At 42.5% G+C, this 14,654-nt stretch carries 14 protein-coding genes; 6 read left to right on the top strand and 8 right to left on the bottom strand.

Annotation, left to right across the window (positions count from 1 at the left end; genetic code table 11):
* Positions 1 to 12 precede the first annotated feature (12 nt).
* The 3 genes from NZ848_RS01105 to NZ848_RS01095 are packed head-to-tail and all read right to left on the bottom strand — an operon-like array spanning position 13 to position 3,304.
* Entirely contained in the window at positions 13 to 1,293 is a 1,281-nt protein-coding gene (locus tag NZ848_RS01105; protein WP_309600816.1) for a dipeptidase, read from the bottom strand.
* A complete protein-coding gene (locus NZ848_RS01100; protein ID WP_259014021.1) occupies positions 1,259 to 2,410 on the bottom strand; it encodes a glycosyltransferase in 1,152 nt (383 codons plus the stop codon). Before NZ848_RS01100 ends, NZ848_RS01105 begins: the two co-directional genes overlap by 35 nt.
* A 24-nt stretch (positions 2,411 to 2,434) precedes the next feature.
* Positions 2,435 to 3,304 (bottom strand): hypothetical protein, encoded by an 870-nt coding sequence (locus NZ848_RS01095; protein WP_390890842.1) that lies wholly within the window; start codon positions 3,302 to 3,304, stop codon positions 2,435 to 2,437.
* Between the two features lie 134 nt (positions 3,305 to 3,438).
* On the opposite strand from NZ848_RS01095, the gene ruvC reads away from it, so the two are divergent.
* Positions 3,439 to 3,999: a crossover junction endodeoxyribonuclease RuvC gene (gene ruvC, locus NZ848_RS01090; protein ID WP_253533276.1), complete on the top strand. Its 561-nt coding sequence runs from the start codon at positions 3,439 to 3,441 to the stop codon at positions 3,997 to 3,999.
* Between the two features lie 144 nt (positions 4,000 to 4,143).
* On the opposite strand, the gene hisB is transcribed toward ruvC, so the two are convergent.
* Both hisB and NZ848_RS01080 read right to left on the bottom strand, forming a co-directional pair.
* Positions 4,144 to 5,259: a bifunctional histidinol-phosphatase/imidazoleglycerol-phosphate dehydratase HisB gene (gene hisB, locus NZ848_RS01085; RefSeq protein WP_259014020.1), complete on the bottom strand. Its 1,116-nt coding sequence runs from the start codon at positions 5,257 to 5,259 to the stop codon at positions 4,144 to 4,146.
* 86 nt (positions 5,260 to 5,345) lie between these two features.
* Positions 5,346 to 6,293 carry an ABC transporter ATP-binding protein gene (locus NZ848_RS01080; protein WP_259014019.1) on the bottom strand — a complete coding sequence of 316 codons (948 nt, stop codon included), beginning with the start codon at positions 6,291 to 6,293 and terminating at the stop codon, positions 5,346 to 5,348.
* Positions 6,294 to 6,414: 121 nt separating this feature from the next.
* Between NZ848_RS01080 and NZ848_RS01075 the strand changes: the two genes are divergently transcribed.
* From NZ848_RS01075 to NZ848_RS01060, 4 genes are all read left to right on the top strand, one after another.
* On the top strand, positions 6,415 to 7,122 hold the full coding sequence (locus NZ848_RS01075) for an NUDIX hydrolase (protein ID WP_253535516.1): 708 nt from the start codon (positions 6,415 to 6,417) through the stop codon (positions 7,120 to 7,122).
* Between the two features lie 264 nt (positions 7,123 to 7,386).
* Positions 7,387 to 7,797 (top strand): OsmC family protein, encoded by a 411-nt coding sequence (locus tag NZ848_RS01070; protein ID WP_253533268.1) that lies wholly within the window; start codon positions 7,387 to 7,389, stop codon positions 7,795 to 7,797.
* A 52-nt stretch (positions 7,798 to 7,849) separates the two neighbouring features.
* A complete protein-coding gene (locus tag NZ848_RS01065) occupies positions 7,850 to 8,758 on the top strand; it encodes an alpha/beta fold hydrolase (RefSeq protein WP_259014018.1) in 909 nt (302 codons plus the stop codon).
* 133 nt (positions 8,759 to 8,891) lie between these two features.
* Positions 8,892 to 9,755, top strand: a complete 864-nt coding sequence (locus NZ848_RS01060) for a helix-turn-helix domain-containing protein (RefSeq protein ID WP_259014017.1) — start codon at positions 8,892 to 8,894, stop codon at positions 9,753 to 9,755.
* A 24-nt stretch (positions 9,756 to 9,779) separates the two neighbouring features.
* Here NZ848_RS01060 and NZ848_RS01055 read toward each other — a convergent pair whose 3' ends face one another.
* The 3 genes from NZ848_RS01055 to NZ848_RS01045 all read right to left on the bottom strand — a co-directional run bounded on the left by NZ848_RS01055 (position 9,780) and on the right by NZ848_RS01045 (position 13,259).
* Entirely contained in the window at positions 9,780 to 10,265 is a 486-nt protein-coding gene (locus NZ848_RS01055) for a hypothetical protein (protein ID WP_259014016.1), read from the bottom strand.
* A gap of 107 nt (positions 10,266 to 10,372) precedes the next feature.
* Positions 10,373 to 11,719 carry an AAA family ATPase gene (locus NZ848_RS01050; protein ID WP_259014015.1) on the bottom strand — a complete coding sequence of 449 codons (1,347 nt, stop codon included), beginning with the start codon at positions 11,717 to 11,719 and terminating at the stop codon, positions 10,373 to 10,375.
* Between the two features lie 247 nt (positions 11,720 to 11,966).
* Positions 11,967 to 13,259 (bottom strand): Gfo/Idh/MocA family protein, encoded by a 1,293-nt coding sequence (locus NZ848_RS01045; RefSeq protein WP_259014132.1) that lies wholly within the window; start codon positions 13,257 to 13,259, stop codon positions 11,967 to 11,969.
* Positions 13,260 to 13,344: 85 nt separating this feature from the next.
* Between NZ848_RS01045 and NZ848_RS01040 the strand changes: the two genes are divergently transcribed.
* Positions 13,345 to 14,652, top strand: a complete 1,308-nt coding sequence (locus NZ848_RS01040; RefSeq protein ID WP_253533258.1) for an NCS2 family permease — start codon at positions 13,345 to 13,347, stop codon at positions 14,650 to 14,652.
* Positions 14,653 to 14,654 lie beyond the last annotated feature (2 nt).

Here is a 14,654-nt window from a genome sequence, read left to right as displayed (position 1 = left end):
GGCTACTCAGATTCATTTGTTTAATCTTATGGCCGTTTTCTCAACAGCCTCCAATACTCGCATGGTATTACCACCCCAAATTTTACGTATTTGCCGGGCCGTATATCCACGTTTTAACAACTCAATTGTAACGTTTTTAATTTTGCTTACGTCTTCACAGCCCATTACATCGCTGCCTCCGTCCATATCCATCCCAATACCCACATGCTTAATACCAGCAATCTTAACTACGTGGTCAATATGGTCAACAACGGTTTTTACATTGGGTACATCGCCGGGATACTTATATTTTAACTGGCGGAGTTCGTTATTGATTCTTTTTTTGTCTTCCGGCGTAGCATCGGCTCGCATGGCTTGCATTCTGAGTGTACGGATAGAAACCGCTACTTCCTCCGAAGGCTTCTTCAGGAAATCGGCCACAAAATTAATCTGAATAACACCTCCTTTAGAAGCCATCAGTTTAATCATGTCGTCGGTCATGTTTCTTTTAACATCACTTAATGCCCGGCAAGAAGAGTGTGAAGCAAATACTGGCGCCTTACTTAAACGCATAACATCATAAAAGGCTGAATCTGAAAGATGCGACACATCAACTATAATACCCAGCCTGTTCATTTCGGCAATGCAGGCTTCTCCAAACTTACTTATGCCGTTATGCTCGGTCCCTTCGGGGTCACCTGATGAATCACTGATATCATTATTAAACGAGTGAGCAAGGGTAATGTATCTCAGGCCTAAGTCATAATACAGCTGAAGGTTTGATAACTCCTGCCCTATCGGCCAACCATTTTCCATACCAATAAAAACACCCAGTTTCCCTTTTTTATGCATGGCGTATCCTTCTCTGGCGGTAGTTACCAGCTCAGCCATGTCGGGGTATTTTTTAACCGCCTCATGAATGGCTTTAAATATCTTCAATGCCTTTTCTTTGGCTTCTGCGTTTCCTTCAGTAGTACGTTTGCCCTGCGCCATATAGACAGCAAAAAACATGGCATCCATGCCGCCCTCTTTCATACGCGGAAAATCAATCTGTGTACCGTCTTTGCTATAATCATGCTTTATGCCAATATCAAATCCCTCTATCTCCAACATGTTAATGGGCACATCGGCATGGGTATCTACTGTATAAGCGCGGGCATGGATTTTATCAGCCTTTTTCAACAGGCGTTGTTCTTTTTTACTTTGCGCAAAAAGAGCCAATGGCAGTAAAAGCAGCAGGAACAGGTGTTTCATCTGATACGATAGGTGAGCGGTTAGTTTATTGAAGTTTTCTCCCTTTCCAGATATATTCATTTTTACCCTGGGCAATCAATCCGAAAAAACTAACATAGAACGGGTAAATGAGCTGGATAACCGGGATGAGCCAAATTAGTCTTTTTTTGTTCAAAAAGCTAAGAATCAATATTAAAAATAGCAGCTCTGCCGAAAATTTAGTAAAAAGGATGATAACGGCTTTTTCTGCCGAAATTACCTGTAAAAAGTAAAGCGCCGCAGTAAGTATTATAGAAAAGTTGGACAGGAAAATAAAAACCGCCAAGGCAGTAGTTACCGGATTGTTGTAATGTCTCCATTTGCTTGCCCATCGCTTGCGCTGGTAATAAAATGATTGCAGAGACTGATGCGCCTGGGTCTCTACAATGGCTTCCTGATGTTTTAGAAACCTGACCTTGCCTGGATACGCGGCTGCTACCTTGTGCATCAGAAACTCGTCATCACCCGATGCCAGATTTTCATTACCCGAAAACCCGCCAACTTCTCTAAAAACCGATTTGAGATAGGCCAGATTTGCTCCATTGCACATATTGGGTTTGCCAATCAGCATGGCGCAGGCTCCGGAACCAATAAGACTACTGAACTCAATGGTTTGCATCTGCTGCCAGAGTTTTGCCAAAAAGCTATTGGAATCATTTATAAATGTAACAGGCGAGCTTACCAGATATGCCCCGGTCTCGGCCTGAAAACTGGCAATTACCGCCAACCAGTTTTTACCTACACGGCAATCGCCGTCTGTGGTTACTATTAATTCGCCTTTTGCCAACTGGATAGATGCATCAATGGCTCTTTTCTTGGGTGATGTATTGTTGATTTTGGCAGGTAACTGATTTATTAACAACCTCATGGAGGTTTGTCTCTGAAAATCTTTAACAAGCGTAAGGGTACCATCCGTTGAGTCGTCATCTGCCACTATAACTTCAAACTTATCAAATGGATAACTCTGAATTTCCAGATTTTGCAACAAACGGATTATATTAGCGGCTTCATTACGCACCGGGATAATGACAGATATAGCCAAAGGCTCTTTGTCGCCAGCCTGTATTTTGTAAGGTTTGCTTGATAACCATATCAAAATAAGCCCGATATTCATCAGGAAGTAAACAGAGGTAACTATAATGAGACTAGTGGCTAACACAGATTAAAGAAATTAAAGATAAACTCAACTGACAGACTCCGATGTGGGTTTGGTTGATAACCTCAAGGACAATATAAACAGACTACCGACAATAACCGGCACCAAAACATTAATAAACCAGATAGTAAAGGTGGCTGTGGTTATTAATGATATTTGTACACCGAAGTACCCGAAATAATACATTGATGTAACTGCCCGAACGCTCAGATCACCCAGAAAATTGAAAGCAGCGCCTAATGTTTTTGTCAGGAAGATTACCCCGATACCTGCCAGCAACACCGGAACCGCCAATTTGATTTGAAACAACTGAAATAGTAGCAGAAACTGTAAGGCAAAAATGATGTATCGCCCGGTAGCTATCAGAAAAACATCTCTTATTTCGGTCATACCATATTCCTTTACTATTATCAGGTATCTGGATACATACTTACTGAAACCCATTTTAGATGCTGAAAAATCAAGCCTCTGCAAATTGAAGGCTATCCATATACCTATTATTAACAAAATACCCAAAAAGACTAGCACACTTACATGCAATGGAAAAGGCTCAGGATTGGCCACCAACACAAAATAAAGATAACTGATAAACCCAAATAACAGAGAGACATACAACTGTAAACCATTACCGAGTAATATGGCACCAACACCTGCGCTGCGCTTCTTTGTTTTCAACATGGCTATTTTTCCGGCGTAGTCTCCAATCATTAAGGGGGTAAAGTTACCTAATGCCAGACCAGCCAGCACACCCCGGTATGCCTCCCCAAAGCTGATTTTTTCTACCTTTGCGGCCAGCCGCTGCCATTTCCAGGCCTCAAAGGCCCAGTTGACAGGTATCAAAGCTACAATAGCTACCATTGATGTATTTACCGGAAGTTGGCTGAGGTATTGAAGCATTTGGTTGATATTGCCTCCTTTCTCTTTTAATAGCAGATAAACCAAACACAACACTACTGCAAACAGGACATTTTTTAACATCCATAACCAGAAACCAGGCTTAAAGTCTAAGATTTTTGAGTTATTTTGCATGTATGAATAAAGAGAAAATAATATTAGGCGTAGACCCCGGAACCAGAATTATGGGCTATGGAATTATTGCCGTACAAGGTAGCGCCATTACCCTGCTGCAATATGGTGTTTTAAAACTCGACAAATATAGTACACATGAACTGAAGTTAAAGAAGATTTATGAAAGAATGACGCAACTGATTGAAGAATTTCTGCCCGATGAAATGGCCATTGAAGCGCCTTTCTACGGAGTAAATGTGCAATCGATGTTGAAATTGGGGAGAGCGCAGGGGGTAGCCATAGCTGCAGCACTGAACCGCGATGTACCTATTGTAGAGTACCTGCCTAAAAAAGTGAAGCAATCTGTAACCGGCAATGGTAACGCCAGCAAAGAGCAGGTAGCTTACATGCTTGAGCAAACACTGAAAATGAAACTGGAAACCGAATTTTATGACGCCACCGATGCTATTGGTGTGGCCATTTGCCATTACATGCACGCCAAAACCAAAGCACTTACGGGTAACTCATCAAAAAAGAAAGGCTGGGCAGCCTTTGCCAGTGAAAACCCCGACAGGGTTAAATGAGTTAATCGTGAATTAGCGAATGGTGAATTAGTGAATCGTGAATTAGCGAAGTTTTTTTAATCACACCTAAGTATCTCAGTAAATTATTAATAGATAGTTTCTATAAAAAGCGAAGGGTTTGCAGCATCTGCAAACCCTTTGTCTTTATAGTACCCCTTTGGTACTTGGCAGGCTGTCGAGGTCTTTCAGGTCTCGTTTAACAGCCATTTTAATAGCTTTGGCAAATGCCTTGAATATGGCCTCTATTTTATGGTGTTCGTTTTGCCCCTCGCATTTTATATTCAGATTACATTTTGAGGTATCAGAAAACGACTTGAAGAAATGGTAGAACATTTCGGTGGGCATCTCTCCTACTTTTTCGCGTTTAAACTCTGCTTCCCACACTATCCACGGTCTGCCTGAAAAATCAATGGCTACCTGTGCCAAGGCATCATCCATTGGTAAAAGGAATCCGTAGCGAGAAATCCCCTTTTTATCGCCAAGCGCTTTCAGATACGCCTCTCCCAAAGCCAATGCCGTATCTTCAATGGTATGGTGTTCGTCTATGTGTAAATCACCCTCTACAAAAACAGATAAGTCGGCGCCTGAATGCTTAGCCAGTTGGTCGAGCATGTGGTCATAAAAACCAAGCCCGGTATGTATATCAGATTTCCCTTTACCATCCAGATTCAGCTCAATTTTAATCTTTGTTTCTTTGGTATTGCGCTCAATTGAGACCTTACGGGGTGGTAATTTCAGAAACTCATAGATGGCATCCCAATCGGTGGTAACAAGTGCTGTGGCCCTCTCCTGTTCTGGTGTTAATGTAGGGTTTTCTCCAATAAAAATAGCTTTGGCTCCCAGGTTAACCGCCAGTTGCACATCTGTCAGCCTGTCGCCTATTACATAAGAATTGGCCAGGTCATAATCACCGTTCATATATTCGGTAAGCAGGCCTGTACCTGGTTTGCGCGTAGGCAGGTTGTCTTCAGGGAAACTACGGTCTATATGAACAGCTTCAAAATACACGTTTTCATTTTCAAGGGCCTGCATCATTTTATTATGCGCCGGCCAGAACGTATCCTCAGGAAAAGAGGCTGTTCCCAATCCATCCTGATTGGTAACCATCACTAATTTGTAATCGGTTTCTTCAGCTATTTTTCTAAGGTTGGAAAGAGTCTTGGGAAGGAAGAATAATTTTTCAAGAGAATCTATCTGAAAATCTGTCTTGGGCTCATCAATAATGGTACCGTCGCGGTCTATGAAAAGAATTTTCTGCATGCTTTTAAGATAACGTAAAATTTTGCGCAATTTAGGCAGGTTTTTCGAATTGTATAGCTTCTTGATCGGGAAACTACATATTGTGTTTAGTTCTTTATCTCTATACCAATCTCTGCCCCTACAACCAAAGGCTCAAAGCTGAACATCTTTAATTCCTGCTCAAGGCATTTGAGCGAAATTTCATAATAACTGCCTAAAAACTTAACCGATAAAACAGTGGCTTTAAGCGGAGACAATGGGGCTAATCTGATTTGTTCCGGACGTACAAACTGATGTTTGATACCCGCCTTTGCCACCCAATCTTCATTAACTATGTTTACTTCTCCGGTTATTTCAGCCACATATCTGTTTGCCGGGTGCTGGTATACCGTTTGGGGGTTATCCAGTTGCAGAATTTTTCCCTTGCGCATAATTGCCAGTCGGTCGGCCATACCGTAAGCATCGCTCACGTCATGTGTAACAAAAATACAGCTCACTTCCTCAGCCTTTATCAGGCGCAGAATCTCGGTTTTCAGTCTGCGTTTATTAACGGCATCCAGGTGGCTGAAAGGTTCATCAAGCAGCAGCAACTTTGGCTGCTCTGCAATGGCTTTGGCAATTACGGCTCTTTGCTGCTCGCCGCCGGATACTTCGCGCGGCAAATGAGTCTGCACTTTATCAAGCCCGCTTAGTTTTAGTAATTTATCTACTCGTTTATTCCTGTAGTTTTCTTCATAGTAGCGAAGTTCATACGCAATGTTTTCTCTAATTGAAATATTAGGAAAAAGGCCGTAGTCCTGCCGTACCAGTTTAATATCAGGGTGCCCGGCAATTAGTTTGCGCGATGGAGGCGTGATACGGTTACCCTCCAGAAGCAGTTCACCTTCGTCGGGTTCCTGTAATGCGCCAATCAGGTGTAGCAGGGTTGTTTTACCCGAGCCGCTCTCGCCCAGAATCGCCAGAATCTCTCCTTTCTTTAATGCAAAGGAAATGTTGTTAATTGCCTTTTTGTCGTCAAAAGATCTGGACAAATTCTGTATTTTAAGCAGGGGCATGGGTTTTTTATTACAAAACTATGTCTTTTTTCTGTTTTTTGTTGTGCAACGGCATTCACTTTCCTAATATTGTTGATAAATTATGAACCACCTAAAAAATACCGCAAGCTCAACCGTTGAGATGTTAGAACTTTACAAGCAGCAAACGAAATGTCTGGTTGCCCTCGATTCAATTATTTTTGGCTTTGATGGCGAAGAATTAAAATTATTATTGGTAAAACGTGGGGTGCAGACCGATAAAGACACGTGGTCGCTGATGGGTGGGTGGCTTAATCCTTCTGAAAGCCTCGACCAGGCTGCCAACCGCATTTTGTTTGAACTGACAGGACTAACTGGTGTGTTTCTGGAGCAACTGGGTGCTTTCGGTGATCCAAACCGTGACCCTGTGGAAAGAACAGTGGCCGTGGCTTATTATGCCTTAGTGAATGTGATGGATTATGAAACGAAAATTTCAGACACCTACCAAGCGCAGTGGTTTTCGATGCATGACCTGCCCGAATTGTTGTTTGACCACTCGACCATGATAAAAATGGCCATTGAGCGCCTGCGATACAAGGCGGCGTTTCACCCGATTGGTTTTGAGTTAATGCCTGAGACCTTCACAATTCCGCAGATACAGAATCTTTATGAAGCCATTTATGGCAGTAATTTCGATAAACGTAATTTCAGCAGAAAAATACTCTCAACAGGTTTACTAATCAAACTGAAAGAAAAACAGAAAGGTTTCTCTAAAAAAGGCGCATTTCTTTACAAACTCGATACAGAAAAGTACCGGTCACATTCTGACTCCTTCCTTAATTTTGTTCCTAATCCGGATGGGATGTTGTAAGCCTTCTTAATATTTACGATTGTACGGCCTTGAATCCTCTTACCCCAATTAGAGGAATGGCATCTCTATGTTTATACTTTCCATTCCCTCTTCTCTCCCACCAATCACCAATAATCAATAAAATTCTAGTTCTATTTTTAAATTATTCCCTCAAAAGGAAAAAAGTACAATATCTATAGAAATCTGTGCATTGGCTGGCCTGCAAATTCAGCCGAACTTTGTGCTATCAAATTAAAGCAGTAAATCATCTAAAATACAAACAAAATGAATCGTTCAGCAAAAGCCATCTGGAATGGCACAATCAAAGAAGGCAAAGGTACACTAACCTCACAAAGTCAGACATTGAATAAAACTCCTTACTCTTTTGTATCGAGGTTCGAGAACCAGCCAGGCACTAATCCTGAAGAACTAATGGCCGCCGCTCATGCCGGATGCTTTACCATGAAATTAAGTGCCGACCTCACAACCGCAGGCTTTACACCTCAAGAGTTAAGCACCGAAGCCGTGGTTTCTTTAAATAATGGTGTTATCACCCGTTCAGCCCTTACGGTTCATGCCATTGTGCCGGGTATTACGCAGGAACAATTTATTGAAATTGCCTTTGCATCAAAAGAAACCTGCCCCGTGAGCAAGGCTTATAATCTGGAGATTACGCTTGAAGCCTATCTCAATTAATCAGTATTAAACTTTTATGACAATCAGAAACTATATTAACACAATTAAGAAAATGAAAACCACATCTTTAATCATTGCACTTTTAGCCGGTCTGGCATTTAGAAGTTCTGTCAACGCTCAGGTTACCCACAAGCCTGCATCAGCCGGCAGACAAGAATACATTGAGGTTGAAAAAAACGTAAAACTGCATATTACCGACCTCGGAGATGGTCAGCCCATTGTGCTGATACACGGCTGGCCTTTAAGCGACGCCATGTATGAATACCAGTATCAATATCTGGTTCAAAAAGGTTTCAGAGTTATTGGTATCACCCTGAGGGGCTTCGGGAAATCAGACAAACCTTATGGCAGATATGATTTCGATGTTTTCTCTGATGACATTAAGGTTGTGCTTGAAAAACTGAAAATAAATAATGCAGTTTTAGGTGGCTTTTCATTAGGCGGAACCGTAGTAACACATTATGTGGCTAAGTACAATGCGGCTCATGTTTCTAAACTGGCATTGTTCGGAACAGCATCTCCTTCATGGAAACAACGAGCCGATTATCCGTATGGCGTTTCGGATGAAGCCGCAGCGGCGTTGATACATTTGAGCAGATCTAACCGCCCGCAATTGCTAGAAAACTTCGGTAAAGGGTTTGCTGCCACTGAAGACGGCATCTCGAAAGGTCTGGCCAACTGGCTTGGCGGCATCAATCTGGAGGCTTCGCCGTATGCCGCTACCCAATCGATAATTGCCCTCCGTGATACCGACCTTCGCCCACAATTGGCTAATATAACCATACCTGTTGCTATTTTTCACGGTGTAAAAGACAAACTGAATGATTTCTCTCTGGCAGAACAAACTCGTAAAGGAATAAAGAACGCTTACATTGTCAGATTTGAAAACAGCGGCCATGCCCTTTTCATTGAGGAGCTGGACAAATTCAACACTGAACTGGAAAAATTTGCCAGACAATAACACTGCTATCAAATAAGCAGAGGTTTACATGGCCTCTGCTTATTTAATTACTACATTTAAAGTTTCATTTAGTAATAGTTCGTATGCAGTAGAGCATCAACTTAACCGTTTTCTTTTTTAAATCAGAGCATATATGTTAAAGCAAAGTCTGTTTGAAGCAAGTCTTAAAAAACTGGGGCTTTTAAACGTCAACAACGAGAGCAGTAAGGTTATCAATAATGGCGCGTACAAAGCCTATATCAAGATTCTGTATCTACCGGCGGGTTACCAGCTAACGGTAGACTTTAACGTTTACACTACCACGCAAAATAGCCTTTTCTTTGTAGCGCCTAATCAGTTTTTACATATTGGAACTGTAGGACAGGAAGAAGGGTACATGATTTTTTATAACCGAGATTTTTATTGTATTCAAATTCATGATGCCGAAGTAGCTTGCGACGGGCTGCTGTTCAACAACATCAACAAAATGCCGATGGTTAGGGTGGCAGAAGAAGAAATTATGGCTATTGACCCTCTTTTTAATTCTATTGATGAAGAATTCGGTCTGAACGATACATCGCAGGAAGAAATGATTCGTACCTATCTGAAACAATTGCTCATTAAATCGACCCGGATATGGAAGAAACAACACCTGGGGCAGGAACTATTGCAAAGTAACAACGAGCTTGATTTTTTCCGCCGCTTTAGTGTGCTGGTTGATGCCTATTACAAAGAAAAACACAGTGTTGCCGACTATGCCGATTTGCTGAGCATGGCTGCCAAGACCATCACCAATAAATTTAAGCGCCTTAACCTGCCTCAGCCTAATGAGGTTATCAAAGACCGTATTATGCTGGAAGCCAAGCGATTACTGATTCATACCTCTATGACCGCCAAAGAAATTGCCTACCAGCTTGGGTATGAAGACCCAGCTTATTTCAGCAGGCAATTCTTACAAAAAACAGGCGAAAGCCCTTCTAATTTTAAGAAAAAATACCTGATGGGTATAGAGGCATAGTAGAATGCTCGTCCGGATACAAACTCAACTTGCAGCCGCAGCAGACCTTCTGCGGTAAACGAAGTTCACAAAGGTGCTTAATAGCACCAAAAGTCCCATTTTTTCATTATCATGCACATTGGCTGTAATGGTTCCCTCATCAGTCCAGAAATATTTGGTTTGTTCAAAATCCACTACATCTCTGTTTGTATCGTCTAAGCTCCACTTCGTACTCCAGAAATTTTTAGACTGCATTACAAATTTTTCACCATTTATTAATGTTATCTCTGCTTTTTGCTTCCAGTTAGAAAATACCACTTCACCAATCAATTGCTGGTTATCATCACGATAAATTTCATAATCAGAGTTCCAGAAGCTCTTCTTTTTGAAGAGGTACTTTTTATCTTTAAAAACCCCGGCCACATCGGTCTTAAAATTGCCAAATTGTACAAAGCCTACCTCTGTTTCTCTTTCAAGAATTCCAATTTTATTATCCAGTGCCTTTTTTATGTAGTTGAACGTGTTTCTCATCTTATCTCTGTATTTATAAGGTAAAAATATACTTTAACCTGACAAAATCTATTAAATTTATAAAGACGGACTACCCTATGGATAACAGGTCTTTTTGAAGGATATGGTTAATCTTCCATCACGGGTATATCTGCCTCTTTTATCAGGCTTATGTCGGCAATTTCAACACCCTCTTTTACAAGCCTGTTGGCTTGCTTTTCATAGGTTTTTTCAAAGACATTCCGGGCCAGGCGGCCATTTCCAAACGAGGCATCGCGGCCTTCATACAGCTTCTTGAAAAGCTTGTAAGCTTTTTTTCTGGCGGCCTCTTCAACGGTCAACTGCACTTTCTGTGCCTGTATCAGAAATATCTCTAAAATCTCTTCTGGCGTGTAGTCTTTAAAGCCGATGTACTTATTGAATCTTGAATGCAGCCCGGGATTTGAATTAATAAATTCGGTCATTTTCTCTTCATATCCGGCTACAATTACAACAAAGTCGTGGCGATGGTCTTCCATAAACTTCACAATGGTGTTTACCGCCTCGGGGCCATAGGTATCGTCGGTATTCAAAGCGTAAGCCTCATCAATAAACAAAATACCACCTTTCGATTTCTGGCAAACCTCCATTGTTTTCAGCGATGTCTGCCCTGTATATCCAGCCACTAATCCGCTACGGTCGGTTTCATACAAATGCCCTTTGCTTAAAACGCCCAAAGCCTTGAAAATTCTGGCCAGTAAACGGGCAATGGTGGTTTTACCCGTGCCGGGGTTGCCATGAAAAACCATGTGTAACGAGCGCTCAGGCACTTTTATACCCTGTTCATTTCTTATTTTTTCAACCTTCAGCACATTCACAAGGCTGCTAACTTCATCTTTTACATCCTGCAAGCCAATCAGTGCATTCAGTTCTGCCAGCAATTCGTCCAGAGTTTTTTCGGGTTCGGCAGGCTGGCTGTGAGCAATAGGCTCCTCAGCCGTTTTATCAGACTGACTCACCCGCACATCCGGATTAATCATTTTAGTGATACCATCCAGCCCTTTTAAAAGCACATGGAAAGGATTACTTCCTTGCACCTGTTGTGGTTGCTCCGGATAATCCTGCTGCTCTTCGCTAGCCTTTGAGTAAATATCACGCTCACGGTAAATCTGTGGTTCTTTGCCATCCAACCTGTCTTTCACCACCTTATAAAAAGCTGCTATATATTCTTCAATGGTGTTATCAATCCTTATTTTTCTGGTTTCGGTTCCAAACACCACCGAGTCGGGTGTGGGGCAACGCACGGTAACAGTGTTATCGTAAGGAAATTCTATAACTTCCACATCACCTTGTGTGTCGCTGTCAACCAGCAAAATTCTTTGCGTGGTAGCCAGTAACAGGGCATGGCGGTTGTTCCAGTATCCATGTACGGAGGCATCTACATACTCATCTTCTCTGATAATCTCCGGCAGTGCCTTCAATTCATTGCGGAGCATGAGAATAGCAAAAGGGTTTAAATCTATTTGTCGCTTGATTTGTCCGTAGGTCGGCATTTCATTCAGATAATTTGTTGGTCTAAATTACGCCTATAATTTAGTTTAAAACAAAAGAATAAATGATGAGCAGCACGAAAAGCAGGAATAGGCACTGAATTTACCTGATAGAAAAAGAGGTAAAAAACACAAGAGGCATGCCTGGTTACAGACTTGCCTCTGATTGATTATATTTTTAGAATCGCTATTATCAGGCTTTCGGATACACCCAGCCATTTCTATACTGGCGGCTCAGATACTTGTTGGCAGCCGTGTCGTTAGTGAATACCTCTTTGCGGGCATCCCATTCAAGGCTTTTACCTGCCTTCAAAGCCGCCATACCCAATAAGCTAATGTTGGTAGCTCTGTGGCCTTTCAGAATATCAGCAAATGGCAGCTCTTTACTTTTAATTGACTTTAACAAATCGGCAAAAACCAGGTCTATGTTCTGTTGGTCAGGCATATTCAGCACCGGATTCTGATGAATCACCTCTTTTCGGGTATCACGCGGATAAAACGTCCAGCCGCTCATCCATCCCATGTGAAAGGTACCTTCGGTTCCATGAAAATACACACCCACATTTTCACTTTTTGAGGTCGGCCTTCCGTTCAAAGTGCTGTGCTCCCAGGTGCAGGTAAAGTCCTCAAAATCATACACTACTATCTGGCTTTCAGGGGCATTGTTATTGTTTGTATTGAACTTATCTGTGGCTATTGAAAACACTTTCTTCGGGCCAATTTCGTCTGTCCACCACAATATCTGGTCAAACCAGTGTGGGCCCCAGTCGCCTACGGTGCCGTTGGCAAACTCAACGTGGTTTCGCCAGCTGCGCGGATGTATGGCCGGATTATACGGCACCAGAGGTGCCGGGCCACACCACATGTTCCAGTCAATACCGGCTGGGGTTGGCTCGTCAGGTATCATTTTACCCTGGCCAAAGCCATAGGTTACAAAAGCACGCACTTCTTTTATTTTACCTACCTTACCCGACTTCAGAAACTCTTGCCCGCTCACGTTATGTGGCGAATACCGGCGGTGAAACCCTGTAATGCAGATTCTCTGTGTATCGCGGGCAGTTTTTACAATGGCCTTACCCTCATTGATGGTATGCCCGATAGGTTTTTCCAGATACACGTGCGCACCGGCTTTCATGGCATCAATGGCTATCAGCGCATGCCAGTGGTCGGGTGTGGCATTTATTACAATTTCAGGTTTCTCTTTTTGCAAAAGTTCCTGATAGTTTTTGTAAATCTTAGGTTGGTCGTTGGTCAGTTTCCCTATTTCACCCAGGCATTGCTTAATTTGTTTGTCGTCTACGTCACAAATGGCTACAATCTGGCATTCGCCTGATTTGATAGCCTCTCTAACGATGTTGGTTCCCCACCATCCTGAGCCAATCAAAGCCGTTTTATATCTGGCCTGTGAGGCATAAGTTATAAACGGACGGGAGACAAGCGCCCCCGTTGCCAATGCAGAAGTGCGAATAAAGTCTTTACGATTCATCATTTAATTAAGTGTTTTGAATAGAATTTCAGAAAATTAAGTTTTATCGCTTTATCTTGCAAAACAATTTATAAAAGATTGCACAATGCCTACGAAACCTCAGCTCAAAACCGAAATCCTCGCCGGTGTTTCTACTTTTCTGGCAACTATGTATATCATTGTGGTAAACCCGGCTATTTTGAGCCAGGCCGGTATGCCGTTTAACGGTGTGCTTACTGCCACGGTTCTGCTCTCGTTTTTCTGTAGCCTGATGATGGGTATCTATGCCCGAAACCCCATTGTGGTAGCGCCCGGAATGGGCATGAATGCCTTTTTTACCTTTACAGCTGTAAAAGGCATGGGTATTTCGTATCAGGTGGCACTGGGGGCGGTTTTCTGGGCAGGTGTACTGTTTTTGTTTTTATCAGTTTTCAATATCAGGTCTCAAATTGTAAAGGCTATTCCCAAACCTTTGCGCTATGCCATTTCGGCAGGTATAGGGCTGTTTATTACCCTTATTGGCTTTGCCAATGCCAAATTTATTGTACCCAATCCGGCCACCATCATTGGCATCACTAACCTGCACAACCCTATCATTATCACTTTTCTGACAGGCCTTGCCATAACCATGGTTTTACTGGTAAAGCGTGTGCAGGGTGGCATTATTATGGGTATTCTTGCTACCACCCTGCTGGCCATACCTGTAGGCCGTTGGTGGGGCGATGCCTCAGCCATTAATTTCGGGCAGGCGACACTGGTAACCTGGCAGGGGGTATTTGCTGCGCCTGATTTCAGTTTATTATTTCAGCTAGACATAATTAATTCACTGAAAATAAGCCTCATACCGGTCATATTTGCTTTTGTTTTCACCGATTTGTTCGATAGCCTCTCTACCTTTGTAGGAGTAGCCGAAGCTGCTGATTTATACGACGCAGATGGAGAACCCCGCAATATTAAACAATCATTATTAACAGATGCAGTGGCTACCACACTGGGTGGGCTACTAGGCACAAGCCCGGGTACGGCTTATATTGAATCTGCCGTGGGTATCAGCCAGGGAGGGCGCACGGGTATAACCGCCATAACTGCCGGCATACTGTTTTTGCCCTTCATGTTTTTGTCTCCTCTGCTTAGCATCATTCCGGCCATTGCTACGGCTCCTGCGCTGATAATAGTCGGTGTTTTAATGATAAAACCCATTATTAAAATAAACTGGGATAAACTTGATGATGCTATTCCTGCCTTTCTGGCTATGGTACTGATTCCTTTCACATACTCTATTACGCAGGGAATCATCTGGGGGTTTCTGTCATGGACCATCATTAAGCTGATTACCGGGAAGTCGAAGGAGGTTTCGTATACATTAATAATAATAGATATTTTCGCACTTTGGGCCTTGTATCTGGGTCATTAATA

Origin of the sequence: Emticicia fluvialis (genome assembly GCF_024793945.1) — a bacterium.
GTDB lineage: Bacteria > Bacteroidota > Bacteroidia > Cytophagales > Spirosomataceae > Emticicia > Emticicia fluvialis.
The sequence above is the reverse complement of the archived record's forward strand: the minus strand, read 5'-3'. Positions and strand labels throughout refer to the sequence as shown.

Bases quoted from the DNA above. Each gene is read 5' to 3' on its own strand.
- NZ848_RS01105 (WP_309600816.1), bottom strand. From the start codon at position 1,293: ATGAATATATCTGGAAAGGGAGAAAACTTCAATAAACTAACCGCTCAC.
- NZ848_RS01095 (WP_390890842.1), bottom strand. From the start codon at position 3,304: ATGCTTCAATACCTCAGCCAACTTCCGGTAAATACATCAATGGTAGCT.
- ruvC (WP_253533276.1), top strand. From the start codon at position 3,439: ATGAATAAAGAGAAAATAATATTAGGCGTAGACCCCGGAACCAGAATT.
- hisB (WP_259014020.1), bottom strand. From the start codon at position 5,259: ATGCAGAAAATTCTTTTCATAGACCGCGACGGTACCATTATTGATGAG.
- NZ848_RS01080 (WP_259014019.1), bottom strand. From the start codon at position 6,293: ATGCCCCTGCTTAAAATACAGAATTTGTCCAGATCTTTTGACGACAAA.
- NZ848_RS01075 (WP_253535516.1), top strand. From the start codon at position 6,415: ATGTTAGAACTTTACAAGCAGCAAACGAAATGTCTGGTTGCCCTCGAT.
- NZ848_RS01070 (WP_253533268.1), top strand. From the start codon at position 7,387: ATGAATCGTTCAGCAAAAGCCATCTGGAATGGCACAATCAAAGAAGGC.
- NZ848_RS01065 (WP_259014018.1), top strand. From the start codon at position 7,850: ATGAAAACCACATCTTTAATCATTGCACTTTTAGCCGGTCTGGCATTT.
- NZ848_RS01060 (WP_259014017.1), top strand. From the start codon at position 8,892: ATGTTAAAGCAAAGTCTGTTTGAAGCAAGTCTTAAAAAACTGGGGCTT.
- NZ848_RS01055 (WP_259014016.1), bottom strand. From the start codon at position 10,265: ATGAGAAACACGTTCAACTACATAAAAAAGGCACTGGATAATAAAATT.
- NZ848_RS01050 (WP_259014015.1), bottom strand. From the start codon at position 11,719: ATGCTCCGCAATGAATTGAAGGCACTGCCGGAGATTATCAGAGAAGAT.
- NZ848_RS01045 (WP_259014132.1), bottom strand. From the start codon at position 13,259: ATGAATCGTAAAGACTTTATTCGCACTTCTGCATTGGCAACGGGGGCG.
- NZ848_RS01040 (WP_253533258.1), top strand. From the start codon at position 13,345: ATGCCTACGAAACCTCAGCTCAAAACCGAAATCCTCGCCGGTGTTTCT.